This is a genomic window from Clostridium sp. LS3 (assembly GCF_055330225.1).
In genome coordinates this window covers 892,433-914,845 of the sequence record NZ_CM143921.1, presented here as the reverse complement: position 1 = coordinate 914,845, position 22,413 = coordinate 892,433, and the positions used below count along the sequence as shown (strand labels likewise).

Sequence of the window (22,413 nt, the reverse complement as noted above, 5' to 3'; positions counted from 1 at the left end):
CATTAATATTGTATTGTATTCTATAGTTAAATTTAAAATATTTATATAAATAAAATCTTTGACTTAAATTAACTACTTAATAAGAAAGTGGACATTTTATTATTAAATAAGCTATAAAATAAAAAAGCCTATAATATTAAAACTAACTTAACATTACAGGCTTATAATATTTTTATTTTTTAATTTCAAATATCCCTATACCGTAACCTTACTCCTAACTTGAGAGGTCTCTCCATCATAATCAAAAGCTTCTATACTTATGGTAACTGGTGATGTCGTTTTAACTGGTAATTCTGATAGTCTTATTTGAAAACTAGTATCACCTTTATCTACAGTCCCAATCCAATATCCATTTTCAAAGATATTATAACCTAGTAAATCTACATCAGTATTCTTCATCCAAGAAACCTTTAATAATCCTCCCTCTTTAATGGCATTTAATCCTCTTACTTGCCTAGGCTGAATAAGTAGATCTACACTATCAGGCCCCCAGTTTGCATCAACAGGGTTTCCAACTCCATTAACAATTTGTCTATCACTAAATTGCCAAATTCTCCATCTAGTCCATCCGCCTAAATTTGGTGGATAATCTGGATTAATTTCCACATGTGTATACATAGCTATCCATAAAGGCATAGTTTTAAGTGGTTGAGTTCCATTAGGTAGTTTGAAATCATTATAAAGCTCTATAAAGAATGCTCCTGTATATAGCATAAGTCTTCTTCTAGTTTTTTTTTCGAATCTTTTCCTAAATCTTTCTATCCAATCTATCAATGCTTTTGTGCTTATTTTATTGTCTATTGGTGCTTCAACATCTAATACTGGAAATAAATCTCCATAGTTCTTTTGACCAAAACCTTCTTGCAATATGTTTATGAAATCATCACATTGAGAATCTGCAGTAGTCAAATCATATGAAGGTAAAGCATAATGATATGCTCCTACTGGTATTCCGTAATTTCTAGCTGCTTTAGCAAACTCTAAAAATTTCTTATCAACTCTAAAGCTTCCTCCTCCTGAACCTGATGCTCTTACATAAAGAAAATCTATAGTTTTTGCTAAAGTTTGAAAATCAACACTTTGTGTATATTCATTTATGTCTATTCCAAATCTACTATTAGGATTTTTATTTTGCATTTCTCCTCCAAGAAAAAAATAATCTCTATATTAATTTATTAATTTCTTTCTTAAAGGTTACTTTTATTTACTATCTAATTGATTTTAACTTTATAAAGAAGCTTACATCATTACCAACACACTCAGCCCATATACTACCATTATGAAGTTCAACTATATTCTTAGATATAGCAAGTCCTAATCCACTACCCTTTGTGTTAGAATTTCTTGCTTCGTCAACTCTATAAAATCTATCAAATAGCCTTTCAACCTTTTCCTTAGGAATATTTTCTCCCTTATTTCTTATTACTATATTTACAAAACCACTATTTTCATATGCAGATACTATAACATTTCCTGGTTTAAAAGAGTATTTAATTGTATTTGAAAATAAGTTCTCAAAAACTCTTACCATCTTTCCTGCGTCAATTTCTACAATACTTTTTTCCTCTACAAATTTTTTTACTACCTCAATTTGATTTTCTTCAAATATAGGAATATATTCTTCTATAATTTGAGATAGAAACTCTACTATATTAACTTTGGTTTTTTCTAAAGCTATTCCTTTGTTATTAAGCTTTGTATACTCAAACAAATCCTCTATTAGCTCTTTAAGCTGATTTGACTTATTAAAAGCTATATTTAGATATTCCTTCATCATGTTTTCATCTTCATATTTTCCATCTTTCACTAAACCTATATATCCCATTACAGATGTTAATGGAGTTCTTAAATCATGTGAAACATTTGTTATAAGTTCACCTTTAGTCTTTTCTGCTCTTCTTTCACTTTCAATACTAGTTTCTATTTCTTCTGCCATATTATTTATATTTTCAGCTAGTTTCTTTATTTCATCTTTTCCCCTTTCTTCTATTCTGTATGATAAATCTCCATTTGATATAACTCGTAATCCTGATGCGATTTCTTCTATGTACTTCATTTTCTTATTTGTTATTATTATGAATATAGATATAAACATAATAACTGATAATACAAGGGCTAAAAATGAATTTTCCTCTACATAGTAATCATTCGAAATATATGGAGTAGGTATCTTTGAATATATAAGATAAGCTCTATCTCCTCCTATAGTAACAGGGTAAAGAAACACCCTTTCACTTCCATCATCTTTTACAGAATTACTTTTGTCTATAACTGCATATATATCTACCTTTTCTTCAAATTCCCCATTTACTTTAAATAATATTTTACCATCTAAATCTGTTATATATATTTTTGTTTTTTCACCATTATAACGTTGTAATATATTATTTATGTGTTTAGTATCATCTAATCCTTCTACTTTTTCGCCATAGTCACCACTTAATTCTCTAACTATGGAGTTTGCTTCTGCTTGAACTTCTCCAATATCATACTCAAGCCTTGTTATTGTTTTATTTTTAGATAGCATATTGTTTGCAAATCCATAAAACATAAAAGAAGATATAAAACATATTGCAAAAACAACCATAAGCTCAAATCTTATACTTTTTTCTATTCTTCTGTAAATCCATTCTAATAATTCTTTAATTTTAATTCCTATTCTAGAGTTGTAGAATTTATAAAAAATTTTTACTATAAGATTTCTTATTCCTCTTATTAAACTTACTCTTTCTTTTTTAACTTTCTCTTTTTTCTCTTCTTTCTTTCTACCTATCAATTTTATATCCTACCCCCCATACAGTTTTTATAAATTTTGGCTTTCTAGGATCCTCCTCAATCTTTTCCCTTACCTTTCTTATATGAACCATAACTGTATTATCGGATTGCATAAAATCTTGCTTCCATACACTGTTATATATATTTTCTATACTAAATACCTTCCCCCTATTTTCTCCAAGTAAAACTAATATATCAAATTCAGTAGGTGTAAGCTTTATTTCTTCCCCTTCTTTAAAAACCTCATGAGTTTCTAAGTTTATGCTTATATCATCAATTTCTAAAATATTTTCCTCTTCAAACTTTAACTCTTCTTTCACTATAGTTTTATTAAATCTTTTATATCTTCTTAGTTGTGATTTAACTCTAGCAACTAATTCTAGTGGGTTAAATGGTTTTGTTAAGTAATCATCTGCTCCTGTATTCAAACCAAGTATCTTATCCATATCCTCAGATTTAGCTGAAAGCATAATTATAGGCATTTCTCTTTCCTCTCTTATTTTTAAGCAAACCTCTATCCCATTTACCTTCGGCATCATTATATCTAGAATTATTAAATCCACATCATTGTTTCCAAGCATATTTAATGCTTCCTCACCATTTTCTGCTTTTATTGTGTCATATCCTTCACCCTTTAAATATATATCTATTAAATCTCTAATTTCCTTTTCATCATCAACTATTAAAATTCTTTCTTTACTCAAAAAAATCCACTCCTCTCTACTTCTAAAATTAGTTTAACATAAAAGAAGAATTCTTTTAATTTTTTACTCTAACTATTTATCTATATTGTAGTTAAAATATCTTAATATTAAACTTTATTATTCCTTAAAAAAACCTTAATTATATAATAAATAGTATTTTGCTTATTCCGTATCTTAGCTTAAAGTTACCTAAATATGATATTTCCCTGTCTTTCACTCAAGAAAGTGGACATATGTAAGTTTACTTATTCCGCCGCTGCGCTCCAAGTCAATGCAAACTTACATATATCCACTTACAAACTTGAAGGTAAGGAAAGCATAAAATAACTCTACTTTTTAACATTGAATTACTAAAATCCTTATATAATCACATTTTTAAAACTTTTATACTTTACTAACAAAAAATACTGCACTTTTAATAATGCAGTATTTCTATTAACTATTTATTTTTCAGTTTAATTAACCAGTATATAAATTAATAATTCTATATCTATTTTCTCCTACCTTTTCTATATCAGCAAAATGAAATTTATTTCTTATCCAATTATCTTCTTCTATTACTCCATTTCCAGCATACCATCCCTCATATTCATTAGGAGCCTGAACATCATAGGATATATCTACAGTAAATATATTGTTTCCATCAGTCGATAATTTAACATCATTAATCTTACTATCTATAACTAATACCTTAGGCTCTTCATCAATATCATTATCTAAAGGAAACATCCAATTTGTAGTATGCATTTTTATATATTCTTCATATAACTTTCTTCCAATTAAAGTTTTATCACTTGAGTCAATTTCAATTTCTGGATAAACTTTATTAATGTCAACATAAGTGTTTCGCAATCTCTTAACTCTTATAAAATCATCTCTAGATATGCGAGTTGAAAATTCTTTATTATTACTATCAATTTTTGAAATCCAATTAACATTAAGCTCATCTTCATCAAACTTTCTCATTTTATATATTAAATCATCTCTTTTAATTTCAACTTCACATATATTTTTATTAGTTTCTATATATCTAGTATCTATTTTATAAGAATCTTCTCCTATAAGTATTTCCTTTGGAGTTTGATAATAATCCCAGTTTGCTGGATATCTAAGGATTATACTACTATCTGAAATTACTAATTGATCTTTAATTTGCTTTATTAATGGTTCGCCTAAAAGTGATTGTAATCCTTCTTTGATTTCTGTTGAATCTCCATCATATAAACAAACAAGATTGACCTTTAAATATACATTATTAATAGAAAGTAGCTTTAATCTATCTATTATTATATATTCATCTGCATAGCTTATTTCCCTTAATGAATCTTCATTAATAAGATTTGCTTCACTTAATGAAGCTTTAGCATCATTATATTCATACACTAATACATCTTCATCATTTATTTTTAGATTATAAATATCAGCACTATATCCATTCTCCTTTGCTGCAGAAGTCCTTTTATCTATTTCTTCTATCTTTAAATTATTATTTATTAATCCTTTAATTAAGCTAGTATAATTTAGTTTTTCATCCATTTTATCGAATATATCTGTTTCATCACAATTTAAGCTATCATATAACCTTCTTAACTTTTCAATTTCATCTTTACTTACTTTATATTGAATTCCATTTACATCAATACATTCTCCTATAAAGCTAATATCGTAATTTTCTTCCCCTAAAATTGATATATTAATTTCCCACCCTTTATAAAGTTCTTGCTTTTTTTCTTTTACTTTTATTGAATTTACATGTTTTATTATCTTATCAATATCATTTTTATTATCTATAACTTTTTGTTTAGGTGATGATGGCATTACCTTGATAGAAATACTAGTAACTTTTTTATTATCAATTTGAGTTATACCCTTACTGTTAACTTTATAAGCTATCCCAATTCCTACTAAAATTAAAACTGTGATTATAACTATTCCAAACAATAAATCTTTAAATCTGAAGCCTTTAAGATAATTCATTTTATTTTTCCTCCAATGCATAACGCATATTTAAAGCATCTTTTAACTCCCTTATCTCTTCTTTTGTTAAATTATTTGATTTAATAAAGCTAAGTAACATGCTATTCAATGAACCATTAAAAACTTTATTTAAAAAAGATTCCATTTCTTCTTTTATACATTCTTCTTCAGATACAAGTGGAAAATAAAAATATTCTTTTCCTACTTTTTTAAATCCTATAGCCTCTTTATTTAATAACCTACTTATAAGGCTTTTTATTGTAGTATTTTTCCAATTTTGCTTATCTTTAAGATTATCAATTACTTCACTTGAAGTCACTTCTTCTAATCTCCAAATTATTTTCATAACTTCCCATTCTGCATCAGATATTCTAGGTAACTTACTCATAAATATCAACCCCCATTGACTACATTCGTAATTTATATATTGAGTTTACGCTTGTAATTAATCGTTGTCAATATATTCCTGTTAACATTTTCACATTTTTCTAATTATTTTTATTTAAAACATAAGGGAAGCTCGATTTCATAGCCTCCCTTATATATTGAAAATTATATTAAATTAAAGAATACCAAAAGCTAAAATTAAAGTTCCAAAAACTATTGATACCATTGACATAAGCTTAATTAATATATTTATTGATGGTCCTGTAGTATCTTTAAATGGATCTCCTACTGTATCACCAACTACAGCCGCCTTATGACAATCTGATCCCTTTCCACCTAAAACTCCTGACTCTATATACTTTTTAGCATTGTCCCAGGCTCCACCTGAATTTGACATCATAATTGCAACTGCAAAACCGGTTACTGTAGAACCTGCAAGTAACCCTGCTACACCATTAGGTCCTAATAATAATCCAACAACAAGTGGTGTTACTATCGCTATTATAGCTATGGTTATAAGTTCTCTTTGAGCTGATTTTGTACAAATATCAACACAAGCAGCATAATCTGGCTCTGATTTTCCTTCCATAAGACCTGGAATCTCCTTAAATTGTCTTCTTACTTCTACAACAATTTTAGAGGCAGCTCGTCCAACTGCATCCATTGTCTTTGAAGAAAATAAAAATGTTACCATTCCTCCAATAAATAGCCCTATAAGTACCTGTGGATTTAATATCGATAAATTAAATTCGAATTTATAAGCTCCACTCTTCACTATATTTTCAATTGAGTCCTTATAAGCTGCAATAAATGCAAGAGCAGTTAACGCTGCTGATCCTATGGCAAAACCCTTACCAGTTGCTGCTGTTGTATTTCCTAGGGAATCTAATGCATCTGTTCTTTTTCTAACTTCTGGATCCTGATTTGACATTTCTGCTATTCCGCCTGCATTATCTGCAATTGGTCCATAAGCATCAGTAGCTAAAGTTATTCCTAAAGTTGATAACATACCTACTGCTGAAATAGCTATACCATACAAACCTAAATTAAAATCATTTGCTCCTCCTGACAAATTGAAGCTTATTAAAACTGATAAAGAAACAATAATTACTGGAATTGCAGTAGATACCATTCCTAAGGATAATCCTCCAATTATTGTAGTTGCTGGACCAGTTTTAGTCATATCAGCTAATTTTTTTGTTGGATTATAGTTGTCTGAAGTATAATATTCTGTAAAAAATCCTATTAATATTCCTGCAATTAGTCCTGATAATATACTAAAATAAATTCCTATACTCTCAGTTCCTAATACAACCTTTACTATAAAAAATGATCCTACAGCTACAATTATTGATGATATATATACACCTCTTCTTAAAGCCTTTAAAAGATTTTTTTGAGTTGCATCTTCTTTTGCTTTAACAAAGAATGTAGAAAATATAGATGCCAATATTCCTAACGTTGCAACTAATAAAGGAACTGCTACCCCCTTTGTAGATAAACCTGCTGCTACTGCTAAAGCACAAGATGAAACTAAAGCTCCCACATAAGATTCATATAAATCTGCTCCCATTCCGGCAACATCCCCAACATTGTCGCCTACATTATCTGCTATAACTGCTGGATTTCTTGGATCATCCTCTGGAATACCAACTTCAACCTTACCAACCAAGTCGGCTCCTACATCTGCAGCTTTAGTAAATATTCCTCCACCAACTCTTGCAAATAAAGCCATAGAAGACGCCCCAATACCAAAAGTTAATATATTGGAAGTAATTTGAATTATACGTTCTGCCTCTATTAAATCTCTATAATACCAATCTAAAAATAAATATCCTAATCCTATATAAAGTAATCCTAATGAAACAACTACAATTCCTATTACAGATCCACTTTTAAAAGAAACCTTTAAAGCTCCATTTAAACTCTTTTTAGCTGCTGTTGTTGTTCTTCCATTTGCATTTGTTGCAACTTTCATTCCAATAAATCCACTAAGACCTGATAAGAATCCTCCAATAATAAAAGAAAAAGGTACAAATATTGAAACATATCCTAAGGTACTTAATATAAAAAATATAACAAACATTAAAATAAAGAATATTGCTACTCCTTTATATTGTCTAGTTAAATATGCGTTTGCCCCTTTTTTAATGTTTTCTGAAATGCCCTTTATCTTCTCGTCTCCTTCATCTTGTTTTAATATAAAGTAACCTTGATAAACTGCAAATAGTAGTCCTAAAATAGATCCAATTAAAACTAAGAAAATGAAATTCATAATAATTCCTCCTATTATACAAATATATAGACCTCACTTTATTATACGTTTCATTTTTTTGGAAAATACTTTGATTAATAATTAAATTTTCATAATTTACTTATATAAAAAATAGGTATGATTTTATTATTTTAAAATCACACCTATCTAAATATTAATATAAACTTTTACTATATATTTTATTTTTTTAATGAATATTCTATTATCATATCTATAAATTCAGTATAGCTTATTCCTTTTTCAGCTGCACTTTGTGGGAAAAGACTTGTTGCTGTCATTCCTGGTAAAGTGTTTACTTCTAATACATATGGAACATTATCTTCTGTAATTATCATATCAATTCTAGCATATACAGAACATTTTAATGCTTTATATGTGTCTAGTGCCATCTTTTCTACTTCTTTATGAAGATTTTTTTCTAAATTTATTGCATAATGTTCAGCTCCATTTGCAGAATACTTTTGTTCATAATCATAGAAATCAGTTTTTGCTTTTATTGCAAGAACTGGGAACATTTCATTTTCAAAAACTGGACAAGTTATTTCATCACCTTTAATAAATTCTTCTATCATAACCTCTTTGTCCCATTTCAGTCCTTCTAAAACTGCATTTTCAACATCTTCTTTTTTTGTTATCTTAAATGTTGCAACACTAGATCCACCATTAGTAGGTTTTATAAAAACTGGATATCCAATTTCTTCTATTTTATTATAATCAATTTCTTCTACTGATTTAACATTTAACCACCTTGCAGTTCTTACTCCATTAGCCTTTAATACTGTTTTAGTTAAATCTTTATCCATACATAATGAACTGCTTAATGTATCACATCCTGAATATGGAATACCTAATGTTTGTAATACTGCCTGAACAGTACCATCTTCACCAAATTTACCATGTAGTGCAAGTAAAGCAAAATCTAAACCTTTTACCTTTTCTATAACATCTTCTTTTTTATCTATAACAACAGGAACCACTTCATACTTTTCCTTATTTATATGTTGCATCATAGAGTTTCCACTATTTAATGATACTTCTCTTTCTGAAGATATTCCCCCCATTAAAACTCCAACTTTCATTTCAAGACCTCCAATTAAATTTAAATCTAGTTTATTATATAAAATAACTGACTAGATTGTAAGTATCAGTTTATATAAATTTAATCATATCAGCTAGAAATTTTTAATTTAGTCTCTTTTAAAGGAAAATGTTGATATGATGGTTACTTCATCACTAATTTGCTACGTTAAGAATTTCTATTATTTACTACATAAATAATGAAATTCTAAAAACTTGCTCATATGTGATTTGTAACTATCATATCAACAAAAATATCTAACAAATCCTAATTTAAAATAAACTTTATAATCTTTTATTTCTTTTTTATTTCTTTTTTATTTCCTTTTTCTTAATTTCCTTATAATACTTACATTGTTTTGTTAATCTACATTGCTCACATTTTGGATTTCTAGCTATACAGCATCTTCTTCCATGAAATATTAAAAGATGATGAGCTAAACTCCATTCTTTTTTAGGAAGTTCTTTTTGAAGTTGCTTTTCTACTTCTAATACATTATCAGAATCTGCAAGACCTAATCTATTTGAAACTCTAAATACATGGGTATCAACAGCTATAGACGGTACTCCAAAAGCATTTGATAAAACTACATTTGCAGTTTTTCTTCCTGCTCCTGCTAATGATGTTATCTCTTCCATTGTGTTTGGAACTTCTCCACCAAATTTTTCTTTAAGCTGATTACACATCATTATTAAATTCTTTGCTTTACTTCTGTAAAGTCCAATTTGTTTTATTCTTTCTTCTAGCTCTTCTACATCTAATTTTAGAAATGCATCTAAATCTGGATAATCTCTAAATAAGGTTTCTGTTACTTCATTTACCTTTTTATCTGTAGTTTGTGCTGATAGTATAGTTGCAACTAAAAGTTGAAATGCAGATTTGTGATTTAATTCGCATTTTGCATCTGGATATTCTTCTTTTAGTATCTCTAATATAGTTTTTGTTCTTTGCTTCATAAAATCACCTATTTATATATTCCTCTATATTTTTCAGGTAGTAAATTAGCAATTGACTTCATTATGTATAACATAGATCTTTCATCAAAAGCATGCTTATCTTCATCCGTTTCCTTTAAAGGTAGTTCTATAGGTTCTCCAAATTTAATATTTACGTCTGCATAATTAAACTTTTCTCCACCCATATCTCCATCTTTATTTATAGGTAAAAGTATTTCTGTTCCATACATACCAATTGGTATTATTTGTGCTTTTGTAAGTCTTGCTATTAATAGTATTCCCTTTTTACCTTCAATCATAGATCCAACTCTACTTCTTGTTCCTTCTGGGAAAATAACTAGATTTTCTCCACCTTTAACAAGCTTAACTATCTTTGTAATAGCCTCTTTATCTGCAGAATTTGGTTTAATTCCTACATTTTTTATCATTGCAGTCCCTAGTCTAGTTACAGGATCATTGGAAAGTTTTACTCCTGCAACAAAGGTTGGATCATACTCTTTTCTAAGAATTTTATCTAATATTAATCCATCTGCATTACTTAAATGATTGCATATGAATATTTTAGGTCCCTTTGCTTTTTCTATATTTTCAAATCCCTCTATTTTAATATTTGCATATTTTTTAAAATACTTATTTATAATACTCTTTGTTATCTTTACTACTAATGACTCTGGCAAAACATTTATTACCTTTACTAATGTTGGTGATAGCATTATTCTCCCTCACTTCCTATTATTATATGTAATATTATATTTTATTAATATTTAAAAGTCTATTAACATAATCTTTTAAATAAGGAGAATCTGTTTTTATTGCACTAATATCTCCATTATTATCTTTCATTTTAATTAAAGCATTCCTTTTTAACACATTTCTTCCTCTCCAACCACAAGAAGTATTTAAAAAGGTCTCTTTAAACTCTCTAGTATTTATGTTAGCTAACTCTATAGTATTTTCTCTATTCATAAATTCAAATGGATAAAACTCATTTATATTGGAAAATCCTATATTATTGTTATATGGACAACTTGTTTGACAACTGTCACATCCAAAGACTCTTCCCTTTAATAATTTTACATGTTTATCTTCTAAATCTTTTTTTTGAGTAAAATATGAAACACATATATTGCTATTTTTTCTATATGCATTTATAGCTTTACTTGGACAGCTTTTATAACATAATTGACACTCTCCACATTCTTTAAATAAAGAAATTTCATTGAAACTTCTTTCCTCATCACAATTTATTTCTAAGTCTGTTATTATTTCTCCTAAAAATACATATGATCCATACTTTTCTGTAATTATTAAATTATTTTTACCAATGAACCCCACTCTTGCCAAATAAGCAATATATCTTTCAGGTAAAAAATTATTATCCACAAATGAAATAGCTTTTCCCCCAATATTTTCAATATATTCACATATCTTGCTTAAGTATGATTTTACTACTTTATGATAATCCATACCTCTTGTATATACTGAAAATCCATTATCAAAATAATCTACATCATGAAGATAAGGGAAAGCTATTGATATAATAGTTTTCCCTTCATTCATATAATTTAAAGGATTAATTCTCTTTTCAATATCTTTTTCTTCAAACTCATTTTCTAGACCTTGTTTTCTTCTTTCATAAAAGAAATCCTTAAGTTCTGTAAATTCCCTACATTTTATAAAACCTAAGGTATCTAAACCTAATGAGTTACAATAGTTTATTATATTTTCTTTAATCATAATAACCTCTATATAATCATATTATTATATATTGTTTTTCTATTTCCATCTTCATCTATTACTTCAATTATATCATTAATATTCTTTATAATATTTCTTCCTGCGCATCCAACAACAGTAGCCTTTTCAGGAACTTCTTTTAAAACTACAGTGTTAGCTCCAACCCTAGATCCTTTTTTTAAAGTTATAGGTCCTAGAACTTTTGCTCCTGCACCGATTATAACATCATCTTCAACAGTTGGATGTCTTTTTCCTTTTTCTTTTCCTGTTCCTCCAAGAGTAACTCCATGATATATAGTAACATTATCTCCGATTTCACTTGTTTCTCCTATTACTACTCCCATACCATGATCTATAAATAGTCCTTTTCCAATTTTAGCTCCCGGATGAATTTCTATTCCAGTTATGAATCTAGCCATTTGCGATAATAGCCTTGCACAAAAAAAACACTTATGATTATATAAAAAATGTGCTATTCTATATGCTATAATAGCGTGAATACAAGGATATAACAAAAGTACTTCGAATTTACTTCTTGCAGCTGGGTCACTTTTATATATATTATTTATATCGTATCTTAATTTTTCAAACACAGCTATTCCCCCTTTGTTAAAATTACTTATAGCTAATATTAATCATAAATTCCCATTGATATATACTTTTCTCCACCATCTGGTGCTATTGCTAAAACCTTTTTGCCCTTACCTAATTTCTTCGCTTCTTCTAAAGCTGCAAATATAGCTGCTCCTGATGATATACCTAGTAATATTCCTTCTTTAACCGCAATTTCTTTAGTTAACCTAAAAGCATCTTCATCTGAAACCTTCTTAACTTCATCTATACATTCTGGATTATATATTTCTGGTATAAATCCTGAACCTAATCCCTGTATATTATGAGCTCCTGCTTTTCCACCACTTAATACTGGTGACTTAATTGGTTCTACTGCTATTATTTTTATTCCTTTTATATTATCTTTAAGTTTTCTTCCTACTCCTGTTATGGTCCCACCTGTTCCTACGCCAGCAACGAATACATCTAAGTCATTTATTTCAGAACATATTTCTTCGGCGGTAGTTTCATAATGCTTTTCTGGATTTGCTAAATTTTCAAATTGTTGTGGCATAAAGTAATTATCTTGTTTAGCTAGCTCTTTTCCCTTTTCTATAGCTCCATTCATACCTTCTGCTCCATCAGTTAATATAAGCTCTGCTCCATATGCCTTTATTAAGTCTCTTCTTTCCTTACTCATACTGTCTGGCATAACTATTATAACCTTATATCCTTTTAGTCTACCTATCATTGCTAAAGCTATTCCAGTATTTCCACTTGTTGGTTCTACTATTATTGAGCCTTCTTTCAAAAGACCTTCTTTTTCTGCTTTTTCAATCATTCCTAATGCTGCTCTATCCTTAATGCTTCCACCTGGATTATATTTTTCTAACTTAACATAAACATCTGCGCTATTTTCATCTATTAGGTTATTTAATTTTAAAATTGGCGTTTTTCCTATTAGCTCTAATACTCCATTATATATCATCTTTTCCTCCTACTAACTTAGTTAAACTTAAAATACAAAAAACTTCGTCTCTAAACAATATAGAGACGAAGTTAACTCCGTGGTTCCACTCTAATTAGATTAATAATTTAATCTCACTCATTAATGCAAATTAATGCATTATCATTATAACGGATGATACCGGAAAGTCCTACTATAATTCAAACTTCAACTCCAAAGTGCACTTCATATAAATTATAGGTAAAAAGCTCTCAGCATGCTTTCCTCTCTGTAACCCGACTCTATACTACTTCTCTTTTTCACAGTTTTTAATTCTGAGTACTTTAGTAAGTTTTATATTTTCATTATATGCTTAAGCATTTAATTGTCAACCCACTTAATTTTTTCTATTTTATCTTTTTCTTCCAAAGTGGATATAATATTTCATCTATTAAATCATGAGAATTTACAGCACCTATTAATTTATCATCTTCATCAATTACAGGTATTGATAATAAATCATATTTAGCTGCAAGTTCAATTGCCTCGTCTACATTTGCATCATGTCGTATAACATTTATATTCTCACTCATTATATCCCTAACCTTAACATTAGGTTTATTTAAAATTAAATCTGCTGGGTTAATAGAACCTAATATTCTATCTTCTTCATCAGTAATATAAATTCTATATAATTCCTCTTCTTCTGGTTCTTCCATTTCCCTTAATATATCAATTATTTCACCTATTGTTATATCTAAATTAAATGAAATAAAATCTGTACTCATTATACTACCAACAGCTTCATCCTCATAGCTTAAAAGCTCTTTTACTTCTTCAGCATCTTCTCTTTCTAGGTTTACAAGTATTTTTTCTCTTTCTTCATCATCTAAATCATCTAATATATCTGCAATTTCATCATTAGGCATATTTTCTAGAAGTTCAGCTGCCTTTGTTTCACTTAAATCTTTTATTATGCTACCCTTATATTCTGGTTCTATTTCTTCTAAAGTATCTGCTGCTAAATCTTCATCTAATGACTCAAAAATTTGTTTTCTTGAACTAGCATCTAAGTTTTCTAATATATCAGCTAAGTCTGCTGGATGAAGTGTTGAAAGTTTTTTATATGGTACCGATATTTGCAAATTGTTATTTACCATTTCTAAGGACTCAACATCATCCCACATTAAAACTCTATCTTCATAATCTTTTTTAAGAATCTTATATATAAAGCTTCCAAGCTTTGTACAGTTCATTCTTCTAAATCTTGCAAGAGGACCTGTTTCAACAGCTATTACCTTGTATTCTCCAGCAATTTCAGCTATTCTTAGGTCATCAACTCTAACTACTTGCCTTCCATTTATATCTACTATCTTTTTATCTAGTAAGTGTTCTGACAAAAGATAAGAATATGTTCTTGGAAGTATTTCTTTACTTCCCCTTGTAACTATTTTTATCTTATTATCTTGTTGATAAAAAGCAATACTTCTAAATTCATAGTGAAAAGTATATCCATCTCTTTTCACCTTATACCCAATTACCCTTGGATAGCCATCTTCAGTAGTTACATAAATATCTTTAAGTTCTCCTATACTTTCGTCAAACTCATCGTATATTTTTCTTCCTAAGATATTTGTGTATAGAAATACTGATAGTCTCTTCATATCTTTTCCTCCTCACCTTTAGAGGAGTTAGACAATAAATATAATAAAACCTAATTTATAATGAAGTCTATCTCCTCTAAAGTTCCAATATTCAATTTTGATAAGTTACTACTCTGAGGGACACCCTCCATTTTAAATTCACCCCTTATTTATTTAGAATAAATAATTTTTAATTTTATTATACATAACGTCTCCAATACTATATTATATTAAATCCTGCTAAAAAGGCAACCTATTTTCTTTAAATGAGAAATGTATTTAGTGTGGATAGTAATTTTTTGATCCGTCGCTTCTCTCAAAGTCGCCATAAAGTTACTATCCACACTTAAACTACTATAAAGAATAAATTATAAAAAGTGAGAGTTAAAAATTAACTCTCACTTTTTATTTAAATAATTATTTAAATGTGCATATTGCTTTTAATAAACAACCTAATATTAATACTTCTCCAATTATTGGATATGGATATATATTTATTCCACCTAAAAGCAAAATATACTCTATTATATATAGCATTAAGCTTATTAAAAGTATCCTCATCCCAACTTTATTACTAAATGGTTTATCTAAATTAATTAATATAAATACTGATAAAGAAGCTATTATAATTAAATATATTAAAATTGGTATCATTCCATCTTTTAATGAAATAACAAATCCAAAATTATTAGTTATACTTATGCTAATTTTATATGTATATACTAATGCAACATATAATAAAGCTAAAATTATCATAAAAATATAATTTCTATTAAACTTCTGCTTTTCATTTCTTAAGAAAATATATAAAGCTGATAGTATTATTAATGGTACACTAAAATAGTTAAAAAATACGTAGTACTTTAAAAAGTATATTATCCCTTGCTTTTCTATAAATACCCCAAGTAGTAGTACAATATATCTTAATATTAGTGGCATTAATGATATACTTACAAATAATTTTATCTTTTTAGGTGATAAATCTAAATTCCTTTTTTCTAAATATAATATAAATGTAATTGTAAATAGCAAAAGACATAAATAGCTAAATTCTAACAACTAATCCCCCACCCTTTTATATTCCTGCTATTTATAATTATTAATAAATTTCTTATTTTATTCTAACTTTATATTATTTTACTCCTAAAATTTTTAGTCCACCTTTTATGCATTTTATATGAAGTGGAAAATCTGGCCCTTTTTCTCCATCTATATCAGTAACTATATTCTCATTACATTCTACATATAGATTATTTGTTTTAAAATAAATAACATTATCTGAATCTAGATGTTCGCCTCTTAACATTTTAACAAATAGAGGGATTAATTCTATTATAGGAATAGCTTTAAATATAATTACATCAAGCTGTCCATCTGTTGCATCTGCTCTTGTAGCTAACTTAAAATTACCAGCCGTTTGACCATTAAAAACTAGCATAAAGTACATTTTTCCTTCATATGTCATTTCTTCTGATCTAATACTTATGTCAAGTTTTCTAAAGTTAGGAAGCTCTTCTAATCCTTTTAAATAATATGCCAGCTTACCTATAGTATTTTTTAAGTTAACATCTGTTTTTTGTGATACATCTGTAAACAATCCTGTACTTGCTACATTAACAAAATACTTATCATTTATACTTCCTAAATCTACAGAAGTTACTTCTGATGATAATATTTGTTTACATGCCTTTCCGATATCAGATGGCATACCTAAAAATTTCCCAAAATCATTTGCAGTTCCCACTGGTAATATTCCTATTGGTATTGAAATTCCCGACTTAGCCATTGCATTAACTACATTATCTATTGTTCCATCTCCACCAGCTATTAGAATATAATAATAGTTATTATCTTTAAAGTCATTAAAAGCATTTATAACATCCTCGTCTTTATCTATTCTATACGGTACTATAGTGTACCCTGCATTCTGATGTATTTTTATAACCTTGTCTAGTTTATCTAATATTAGATTTTCTCCCGAGTATGGGTTATAAATAAATTTTACTTTTTTCACAGTACCCCTCCTAGGCTAATTTTGTATTATATTCCAATTATAAAAATTATATAATTCCATACAATAAATATAATGATTCATATATTTATATATAGTATATTACTATATTTTACATATAAATCAAATTAATTATTAATTATAATTCTTAATTTTACCTTAATAATTAATTTAACCTTTAAATATCTTATATTTATTATAAATATGTGATATAATATTGCATTGACAACAGAGATTAGAAAATAAATAATATTAATGGTTTAAACCAGGAGTGATTTTATGAAAAAGAGTTGTATTCCAAATGTTTTTACATTTATTAATTTATCATGTGGCATAATATCTATTTTATACACTTTTGATCAAAATTATTTATTCGCTTGCTTCTTTATATTAATAGCAGGCCTTGTAGATAGATATGATGGAAGAGTGGCTAGATGGCTAAATGTTTCTAGTGAACTTGGAAAGGAATTAGATTCATTAGCTGATTTAGTATCCTTTGGAGTTGCACCATCTATACTTATCTTCTTAATGTATGATTTAGCAAAGGTAGGACCAGCTGGAATAATAGGTTTTGCCGTTTTATTAGCCTTCCCTATATGTGGAGCCTATAGATTAGCTAGATATAATACATCTTCATTTGATGGAGTATTTACAGGAGTTCCTATAACTATTGCCGGAAGTTTCATGGCTATATTTGTATTTTTTACAGTAAATTATAAATTGACTCCATGGATTCCAATAATACTTCTAGCACTTGGTTCATATCTTATGGTAAGTACATTTAAATTAAAAAAACTTTAGTCACAAATATGATAAAAGCAAAAAGCTATTTCAATAAAAATAAAGCTATTTCAATAAAAAATTGGAATAGCTTTATTTTTTATTCTTCACCTTCTCTTTCTGAATTATCAAAATCTAAATCAAAATCTATCTCTGTTAATATATTATGTTTATTTGTCTTTTCCTCAATAAATTGTTTTTTAATTTTACAATATTTTGTATAAGAAGTACTACACTCCTCTATTGTCTTTATAATTTCATCTATTATATCACCTAAATCATCTGCCCTTTCAACAGCTTCTTTAACTTGGCTTTTTTTAGCCTCTGATATATTATTTAATTCGTTTGCGCCTCCAATTAATAGCCTATATGAATTAACCATAGAACTAAGTAAGTTAGTTAAGTTATTGATTTCGTTATATTGTCCTCTAATTAAATCTTTATACCCCAATCAATCACCTCTTCCCTCTTCATCCCCTTTATAAATTCATCATCTGCTATATTAAAAACATTATCACTATATTTAAATTCTTCTTCTACATCTTTATGCTTCTTACATTCGTCATCATTATTACTATAATTTAATTTTCTCATATAATGCTCTAATACATCTTTTGTATCATTAACTACTTCCTCTGCCTTATTTTCAATGTGCTCACAATCTATTTTTTTGCAATCTAATGAATTTAAATGTTTATCATAAACACCATGAATTTCTCCAACATAATGATTTATTATTCTTTCTATATCAGGTTTAGATAATGGCTTTCTAGTATTGTAAATTAAATTTATATATTCATTATAAATATTTCTAAACTTCTTTACATGAAAGTTTAATTGATTTATTATTTCTTCTTCATTACTATCAAAAGCTCTATATTCCTTTAGCTCCTCAGTATATCGCATAAATTCCTTTATATACCTTAAAATAAAATCTTCTATAATTTCATTTTCTATATTTTTTAAGTTATCCTCTACAATTTCCTCTGTTTCTTCAGTATCCTTTTTATCTGCAATATAATCTATATCAGCTAACCTTTTTCTACTATTTTTAAATATTTCTTCTTCATTTGTAGTTTCTTCTGTATCATATTCCATTGTATTTGATTCAAAATTATATCTAAACTCTTCACTAAACAATACAGGTACAAAGAACTCTTTTGGTATTGATATAAACATAACCTGCCTCCTTAAGAATTTGTAACCTTACAGTATGGTTTGAAGTATGCTCTTGGATATTTACATAGTGGGCAAACTAATGGTGCTTCTTTTCCCTCATGGATATATCCACAATTCATACATATCCATAATGATTCTTCAGAGCTCTTAAACATAGTACCATCTTCAATTTTATCGTATAATGCTTTAAATCTTTCTGCATGCTTTTCTTCTGTTTCAGCTAACTCTTTGTAAAAATCAGCTATTTCCATAAACCCTTCTGCTCTTGCATCTTCTTCAAACCCTTTGTATATAATTTTATATTCCTCTGTTTCACCTAAAATACAGTCTAATAAGTTATCTTTAGTACATCCTATTAAATTTAAAAATGTTCCATAAGATTCTCTAGCATGAGCAAATTCATTATGTGCTGTTTCATCAAATATTTCTGCTACCCATTGGTATCCATCTAATCTTGCTCTTTCAGCATATAAATTATATTTATTTCTTGCTCTAGATTCCCCTGCAAAGGTCTTATAAAGATTTTGTTCAGTTTTACTTCCCTTAAAGTCCATTTCTATCTCCTAAAAATTTATACACTTATAATTTATGCAACCTCATATTTAAGTGTGCCCTTAAGTAATAAATTGAGAATATAAGAGCTACGATAAATAGACATGTTCCATAAGCTAAATAGCTACGCAAAGAAGTACTAGGCTCCGAAAAACTACTATGCCAAGAGTTTTGCTTAAATTCGCTACACTCAAACAAACCAACAACTCTAAGGTCTAGTAGTTCTTCCTTCACCAAGTACTTCTAACTGCTCACTATATGCTTACTACACATATTCTATTTATCTTCGCCTTTATTTTAAATATAACTATTAGCTAATTAATAGAAACTTTCCTATCTTCATCACAAGATATTTCTATTTCTTTTCCTTCTTTTGTCTTTGTTATAAGCCTTACCTTATGTCCCCATAGATCTTGAAGATATTTTAAGGTTTCCTTAGCATATGACATTTCAAGCTCACGGCCATCAAAAAAGTGTTCTAGTGTTAAAGTTAAATCTCTTCTATTTAAATCAGTTACCCTTATATATGGAATAGATGCAATACCACAGGTATCTGCTAGATGATCTCTTATTTTCTTCCACCCAATTTCATCTGATATCTCTTCAATTACATAATCGAAGCTCTTTTTAACATATTGAAATAAATTAAGTTCTTCACAAAGATCTCTTGTTAAGTATCGTCTTAAGAAAGAACTATCTCTTTCTGTTTTTCTAACTTCAAATATTTTTTCTATACCAAATCTTTTTTCAATATCTTGAAATATTTTAAATCCTATATAATACGGGTTTAGACCACCAACCATAGGTGCTACTACATCATTATGCCTTTTTAAAAATTCAAAATGTAATCCATCATTTAAATTTAGCTCTTTTAATATATTATAGTGCCAAAAGCTTGCCCAACCTTCATTCATTATTTTTGTTTCTATTTGAGGTAAAAAATATTGTGTTTCTCTTCTTACTATTCTTAATATATTTTTTTCCCATTCTTCTAAAGTAGTATATCTTATTAAAAATCCTAAAACATCATCACAAGGTTCTACTGGTATTTTAGATACATCTGGAAAAGGAATTTCTTCATTAGAATCTAATATTCCTCTATTTTCTTTTTTTGAATAATATTCAGCAATTTTACTTTCTTTTATTTCCTCACTATTTAATTCTTTAACTCCAACCACTCTAGGTATTTGAAATTTAATTGCATGTGCTGCATCTAATATTTTTTCAACCTTCTCATAGCCTATACTTGGATCATTTATATATCCTCTAATTATCTCTGCATCTAATTTAAACATTTCTAAAGCACCTTTTGCATTAGTTCCCTCTACAAACATTCTATTATTTGCAAAGAAATCATTATGTCCATAAACATGTGCCATAGTTAATATTTGTAAAAGCAAGGTGTTTTCTCTCATTAAATATGCAAGACAAGGGTTTGAATTTATAACCATTTCATAAGGTAATCCAGTCATATTTAATGAGTATAATGTTTTATTTTTATCATAAGCTTTCCCATAGCTCCAATGAGGATATTTAGATGGCATACCAACATAAGCTTCATATCCTAGCATCTCATTAAACCCTATTACTTCAAACTCTTGTGGATAAAATTTAAGTCCCATCTCTCTTGCCTTTTCTTCTATAATTTCATTCCACTCTTCTAGAGTACTAACATTGTATTCCATAATTATTCCTCCTTTAGCTCTTTAGACAACATTATCTTTAATGCATCCCATAAATCCTTTTTTTCCTTCACAATTACAGAAATAAAGTTCTTGTATTTTATTTCTTTATTAAATCTATAGTACATTGTTGTTGAATAAGTGGATGGTAATAATTCTGCATATCCAAACATATTGCTTATTTCACATAATTCTTTTACAGATTTCATAGCTCTTTCGTTATCTTCACTCCAGTTATCCCCATCACTAGCGTATATAGGGTAAATGTTCCACATTTCTGGTGAATACTTTTCTTTAATTAAATCTAATGCCAAATTAAGTCCGCTTGATATATAAGTTCCACCTGACTCTGCTTTATGAAAAAATTCATATTCATTTACTTTTTTTGCAACAGTGGTATGAGACACAAACTCAAAAGCTATATTGTTATATTTTCTTTTTATAAATCTAGATAAAACAAAAAATAATGATCTTGCTAAATACTTTTTACTGCTATCCATAGATCCAGATACGTCCATAATAAATATCATTACAGCATTACTTTCTTTTTTAGGCTTTTTCTTAACTTTATAATATCTAAGATCTTCTTCTCTAAATGGAAATCTAGTTATATTTGCTTTTAATCCACTTTCTAGTAAAGCTCTTTTCTTCCCTTGCTTTCTAGAGATCTTTGCAATAACAGTCTTTTTCTTTGCAAGTCTTGGGTTTATTCCATATCTTTGATATCCACGCTTTTTACCTGAGCTTTCAGTTACTATTTCAGAATATCTTTTCCTATCTAAATTAGGTAATTCTAAATCTTCTATAATATAGTCCATAAGCTCTTCCATAGTTATTTCAGTTTCATAGATATCATCTCCTGGTGAATTTCCTGCTCCTTTATTCCCTACTTTTCCATTTGGACTTCCATCTGAAATTTTATCTCCTCTTCTTTCCTCTCCAGCTCCAGTAGCAACCCCTTTATTATTCCTTCCAAATACAAATTGATATTCCTTTATTCCTCTTATTGGGATTTTAAATTTCTTGTTTTTACTTTCACCAATAATACTTTCCTCTGAAAGAATATCCCCTAAATTTTCCTTTATAGACTTTTCAACTAATTGTCTATGCCTTCTTCTATCCTCTATGGATCTGTCATGCTCTAATGGGTTATCTGCACTATCTCTAAAGATTGCCATC

General features: G+C 28.1%; 21 protein-coding genes and 1 other annotated feature. Of the genes, 1 reads left to right on the top strand and 20 read right to left on the bottom strand.

Features of this window, described 5'->3' with window-relative positions; genetic code table 11:
- Positions 1–195: 195 nt before the first annotated feature.
- From ACZJV1_RS04250 to ACZJV1_RS04180, 15 genes are all read right to left on the bottom strand, one after another.
- Complete coding sequence (locus tag ACZJV1_RS04250; RefSeq protein WP_460286328.1) at positions 196–1,137, bottom strand: glycoside hydrolase family 25 protein; 942 nt, start codon at positions 1,135–1,137, stop codon at positions 196–198.
- A gap of 70 nt (positions 1,138–1,207) precedes the next feature.
- Positions 1,208–2,776, bottom strand: coding sequence for a sensor histidine kinase (locus tag ACZJV1_RS04245; RefSeq protein ID WP_463651535.1), 1,569 nt, complete (start codon positions 2,774–2,776; stop codon positions 1,208–1,210).
- Positions 2,766–3,479 (bottom strand): response regulator transcription factor, encoded by a 714-nt coding sequence (locus ACZJV1_RS04240; RefSeq protein ID WP_460286326.1) that lies wholly within the window; start codon positions 3,477–3,479, stop codon positions 2,766–2,768. Before ACZJV1_RS04240 ends, ACZJV1_RS04245 begins: the two co-directional genes overlap by 11 nt.
- A gap of 459 nt (positions 3,480–3,938) precedes the next feature.
- Positions 3,939–5,456, bottom strand: a complete 1,518-nt coding sequence (locus tag ACZJV1_RS04235) for a hypothetical protein (protein WP_463651534.1) — start codon at positions 5,454–5,456, stop codon at positions 3,939–3,941.
- Between the two features lies 1 nt (position 5,457).
- Positions 5,458–5,844, bottom strand: a complete 387-nt coding sequence (locus ACZJV1_RS04230) for a BlaI/MecI/CopY family transcriptional regulator (protein ID WP_463651533.1) — start codon at positions 5,842–5,844, stop codon at positions 5,458–5,460.
- A 174-nt stretch (positions 5,845–6,018) separates the two neighbouring features.
- On the bottom strand, positions 6,019–8,118 hold the full coding sequence (locus ACZJV1_RS04225; protein ID WP_463651532.1) for a sodium-translocating pyrophosphatase: 2,100 nt from the start codon (positions 8,116–8,118) through the stop codon (positions 6,019–6,021).
- A gap of 179 nt (positions 8,119–8,297) precedes the next feature.
- A complete protein-coding gene (locus ACZJV1_RS04220) occupies positions 8,298–9,197 on the bottom strand; it encodes a D-alanine--D-alanine ligase (protein WP_411170005.1) in 900 nt (299 codons plus the stop codon).
- Positions 9,198–9,501: 304 nt separating this feature from the next.
- A complete protein-coding gene (nth, locus tag ACZJV1_RS04215; protein WP_463651531.1) occupies positions 9,502–10,152 on the bottom strand; it encodes an endonuclease III in 651 nt (216 codons plus the stop codon).
- Between the two features lie 8 nt (positions 10,153–10,160).
- Positions 10,161–10,865 carry a lysophospholipid acyltransferase family protein gene (locus tag ACZJV1_RS04210; protein ID WP_463651530.1) on the bottom strand — a complete coding sequence of 235 codons (705 nt, stop codon included), beginning with the start codon at positions 10,863–10,865 and terminating at the stop codon, positions 10,161–10,163.
- A gap of 34 nt (positions 10,866–10,899) precedes the next feature.
- Complete coding sequence (queG, locus tag ACZJV1_RS04205) at positions 10,900–11,889, bottom strand: tRNA epoxyqueuosine(34) reductase QueG (protein ID WP_463651529.1); 990 nt, start codon at positions 11,887–11,889, stop codon at positions 10,900–10,902.
- A gap of 8 nt (positions 11,890–11,897) precedes the next feature.
- Positions 11,898–12,482 carry a serine O-acetyltransferase EpsC gene (gene epsC, locus ACZJV1_RS04200; protein ID WP_460286318.1) on the bottom strand — a complete coding sequence of 195 codons (585 nt, stop codon included), beginning with the start codon at positions 12,480–12,482 and terminating at the stop codon, positions 11,898–11,900.
- 38 nt (positions 12,483–12,520) lie between these two features.
- On the bottom strand, positions 12,521–13,429 hold the full coding sequence (cysK, locus tag ACZJV1_RS04195) for a cysteine synthase A (RefSeq protein WP_463651528.1): 909 nt from the start codon (positions 13,427–13,429) through the stop codon (positions 12,521–12,523).
- Positions 13,430–13,487: 58 nt separating this feature from the next.
- Positions 13,488–13,720 (bottom strand) — a binding site (T-box leader).
- A gap of 74 nt (positions 13,721–13,794) precedes the next feature.
- A complete protein-coding gene (locus ACZJV1_RS04190) occupies positions 13,795–15,051 on the bottom strand; it encodes a magnesium transporter MgtE N-terminal domain-containing protein (protein ID WP_463651527.1) in 1,257 nt (418 codons plus the stop codon).
- A gap of 396 nt (positions 15,052–15,447) precedes the next feature.
- Positions 15,448–16,089, bottom strand: coding sequence for a hypothetical protein (locus ACZJV1_RS04185; protein WP_460286315.1), 642 nt, complete (start codon positions 16,087–16,089; stop codon positions 15,448–15,450).
- A 73-nt stretch (positions 16,090–16,162) separates the two neighbouring features.
- Positions 16,163–17,044 carry a YegS/Rv2252/BmrU family lipid kinase gene (locus ACZJV1_RS04180; RefSeq protein ID WP_411169997.1) on the bottom strand — a complete coding sequence of 294 codons (882 nt, stop codon included), beginning with the start codon at positions 17,042–17,044 and terminating at the stop codon, positions 16,163–16,165.
- A gap of 276 nt (positions 17,045–17,320) precedes the next feature.
- On the opposite strand from ACZJV1_RS04180, the gene pssA reads away from it, so the two are divergent.
- A complete protein-coding gene (pssA, locus tag ACZJV1_RS04175; protein WP_411169996.1) occupies positions 17,321–17,842 on the top strand; it encodes a CDP-diacylglycerol--serine O-phosphatidyltransferase in 522 nt (173 codons plus the stop codon).
- Between the two features lie 79 nt (positions 17,843–17,921).
- Here pssA and ACZJV1_RS04170 read toward each other — a convergent pair whose 3' ends face one another.
- The 5 genes from ACZJV1_RS04170 to yhbH form a co-directional block, all read right to left on the bottom strand.
- Entirely contained in the window at positions 17,922–18,272 is a 351-nt protein-coding gene (locus ACZJV1_RS04170; protein ID WP_460286314.1) for a hypothetical protein, read from the bottom strand.
- Positions 18,254–19,000: a hypothetical protein gene (locus ACZJV1_RS04165; protein WP_460286313.1), complete on the bottom strand. Its 747-nt coding sequence runs from the start codon at positions 18,998–19,000 to the stop codon at positions 18,254–18,256. Before ACZJV1_RS04165 ends, ACZJV1_RS04170 begins: the two co-directional genes overlap by 19 nt.
- Before the next feature lie 11 nt (positions 19,001–19,011).
- On the bottom strand, positions 19,012–19,554 hold the full coding sequence (locus tag ACZJV1_RS04160; protein ID WP_460286312.1) for a rubrerythrin family protein: 543 nt from the start codon (positions 19,552–19,554) through the stop codon (positions 19,012–19,014).
- Between the two features lie 312 nt (positions 19,555–19,866).
- On the bottom strand, positions 19,867–21,237 hold the full coding sequence (locus ACZJV1_RS04155; RefSeq protein WP_460286311.1) for a SpoVR family protein: 1,371 nt from the start codon (positions 21,235–21,237) through the stop codon (positions 19,867–19,869).
- Between the two features lie 2 nt (positions 21,238–21,239).
- On the bottom strand, positions 21,240–22,412 hold the full coding sequence (gene yhbH, locus ACZJV1_RS04150; protein WP_460286310.1) for a sporulation protein YhbH: 1,173 nt from the start codon (positions 22,410–22,412) through the stop codon (positions 21,240–21,242).
- Between the last annotated feature and the right edge of the window lies 1 nt (position 22,413).

What these genes read in the sequence shown, in the direction of transcription:
- yhbH (WP_460286310.1), bottom strand. Translation starts at nt 22,412, where the DNA reads ATGGCAATCTTTAGAGATAGTGCAGATAACCCATTAGAGCATGACAGA.
- nth (WP_463651531.1), bottom strand. Translation starts at nt 10,152, where the DNA reads ATGAAGCAAAGAACAAAAACTATATTAGAGATACTAAAAGAAGAATAT.
- ACZJV1_RS04220 (WP_411170005.1), bottom strand. Translation starts at nt 9,197, where the DNA reads ATGAAAGTTGGAGTTTTAATGGGGGGAATATCTTCAGAAAGAGAAGTA.
- ACZJV1_RS04165 (WP_460286313.1), bottom strand. Translation starts at nt 19,000, where the DNA reads ATGTTTATATCAATACCAAAAGAGTTCTTTGTACCTGTATTGTTTAGT.
- ACZJV1_RS04160 (WP_460286312.1), bottom strand. Translation starts at nt 19,554, where the DNA reads ATGGACTTTAAGGGAAGTAAAACTGAACAAAATCTTTATAAGACCTTT.
- ACZJV1_RS04230 (WP_463651533.1), bottom strand. Translation starts at nt 5,844, where the DNA reads ATGAGTAAGTTACCTAGAATATCTGATGCAGAATGGGAAGTTATGAAA.
- queG (WP_463651529.1), bottom strand. Translation starts at nt 11,889, where the DNA reads ATGATTAAAGAAAATATAATAAACTATTGTAACTCATTAGGTTTAGAT.
- ACZJV1_RS04210 (WP_463651530.1), bottom strand. Translation starts at nt 10,865, where the DNA reads ATGCTATCACCAACATTAGTAAAGGTAATAAATGTTTTGCCAGAGTCA.
- ACZJV1_RS04190 (WP_463651527.1), bottom strand. Translation starts at nt 15,051, where the DNA reads ATGAAGAGACTATCAGTATTTCTATACACAAATATCTTAGGAAGAAAA.
- ACZJV1_RS04250 (WP_460286328.1), bottom strand. Translation starts at nt 1,137, where the DNA reads ATGCAAAATAAAAATCCTAATAGTAGATTTGGAATAGACATAAATGAA.
- cysK (WP_463651528.1), bottom strand. Translation starts at nt 13,429, where the DNA reads ATGATATATAATGGAGTATTAGAGCTAATAGGAAAAACGCCAATTTTA.
- pssA (WP_411169996.1), top strand. Translation starts at nt 17,321, where the DNA reads ATGAAAAAGAGTTGTATTCCAAATGTTTTTACATTTATTAATTTATCA.
- ACZJV1_RS04155 (WP_460286311.1), bottom strand. Translation starts at nt 21,237, where the DNA reads ATGGAATACAATGTTAGTACTCTAGAAGAGTGGAATGAAATTATAGAA.
- ACZJV1_RS04235 (WP_463651534.1), bottom strand. Translation starts at nt 5,456, where the DNA reads ATGAATTATCTTAAAGGCTTCAGATTTAAAGATTTATTGTTTGGAATA.
- ACZJV1_RS04225 (WP_463651532.1), bottom strand. Translation starts at nt 8,118, where the DNA reads ATGAATTTCATTTTCTTAGTTTTAATTGGATCTATTTTAGGACTACTA.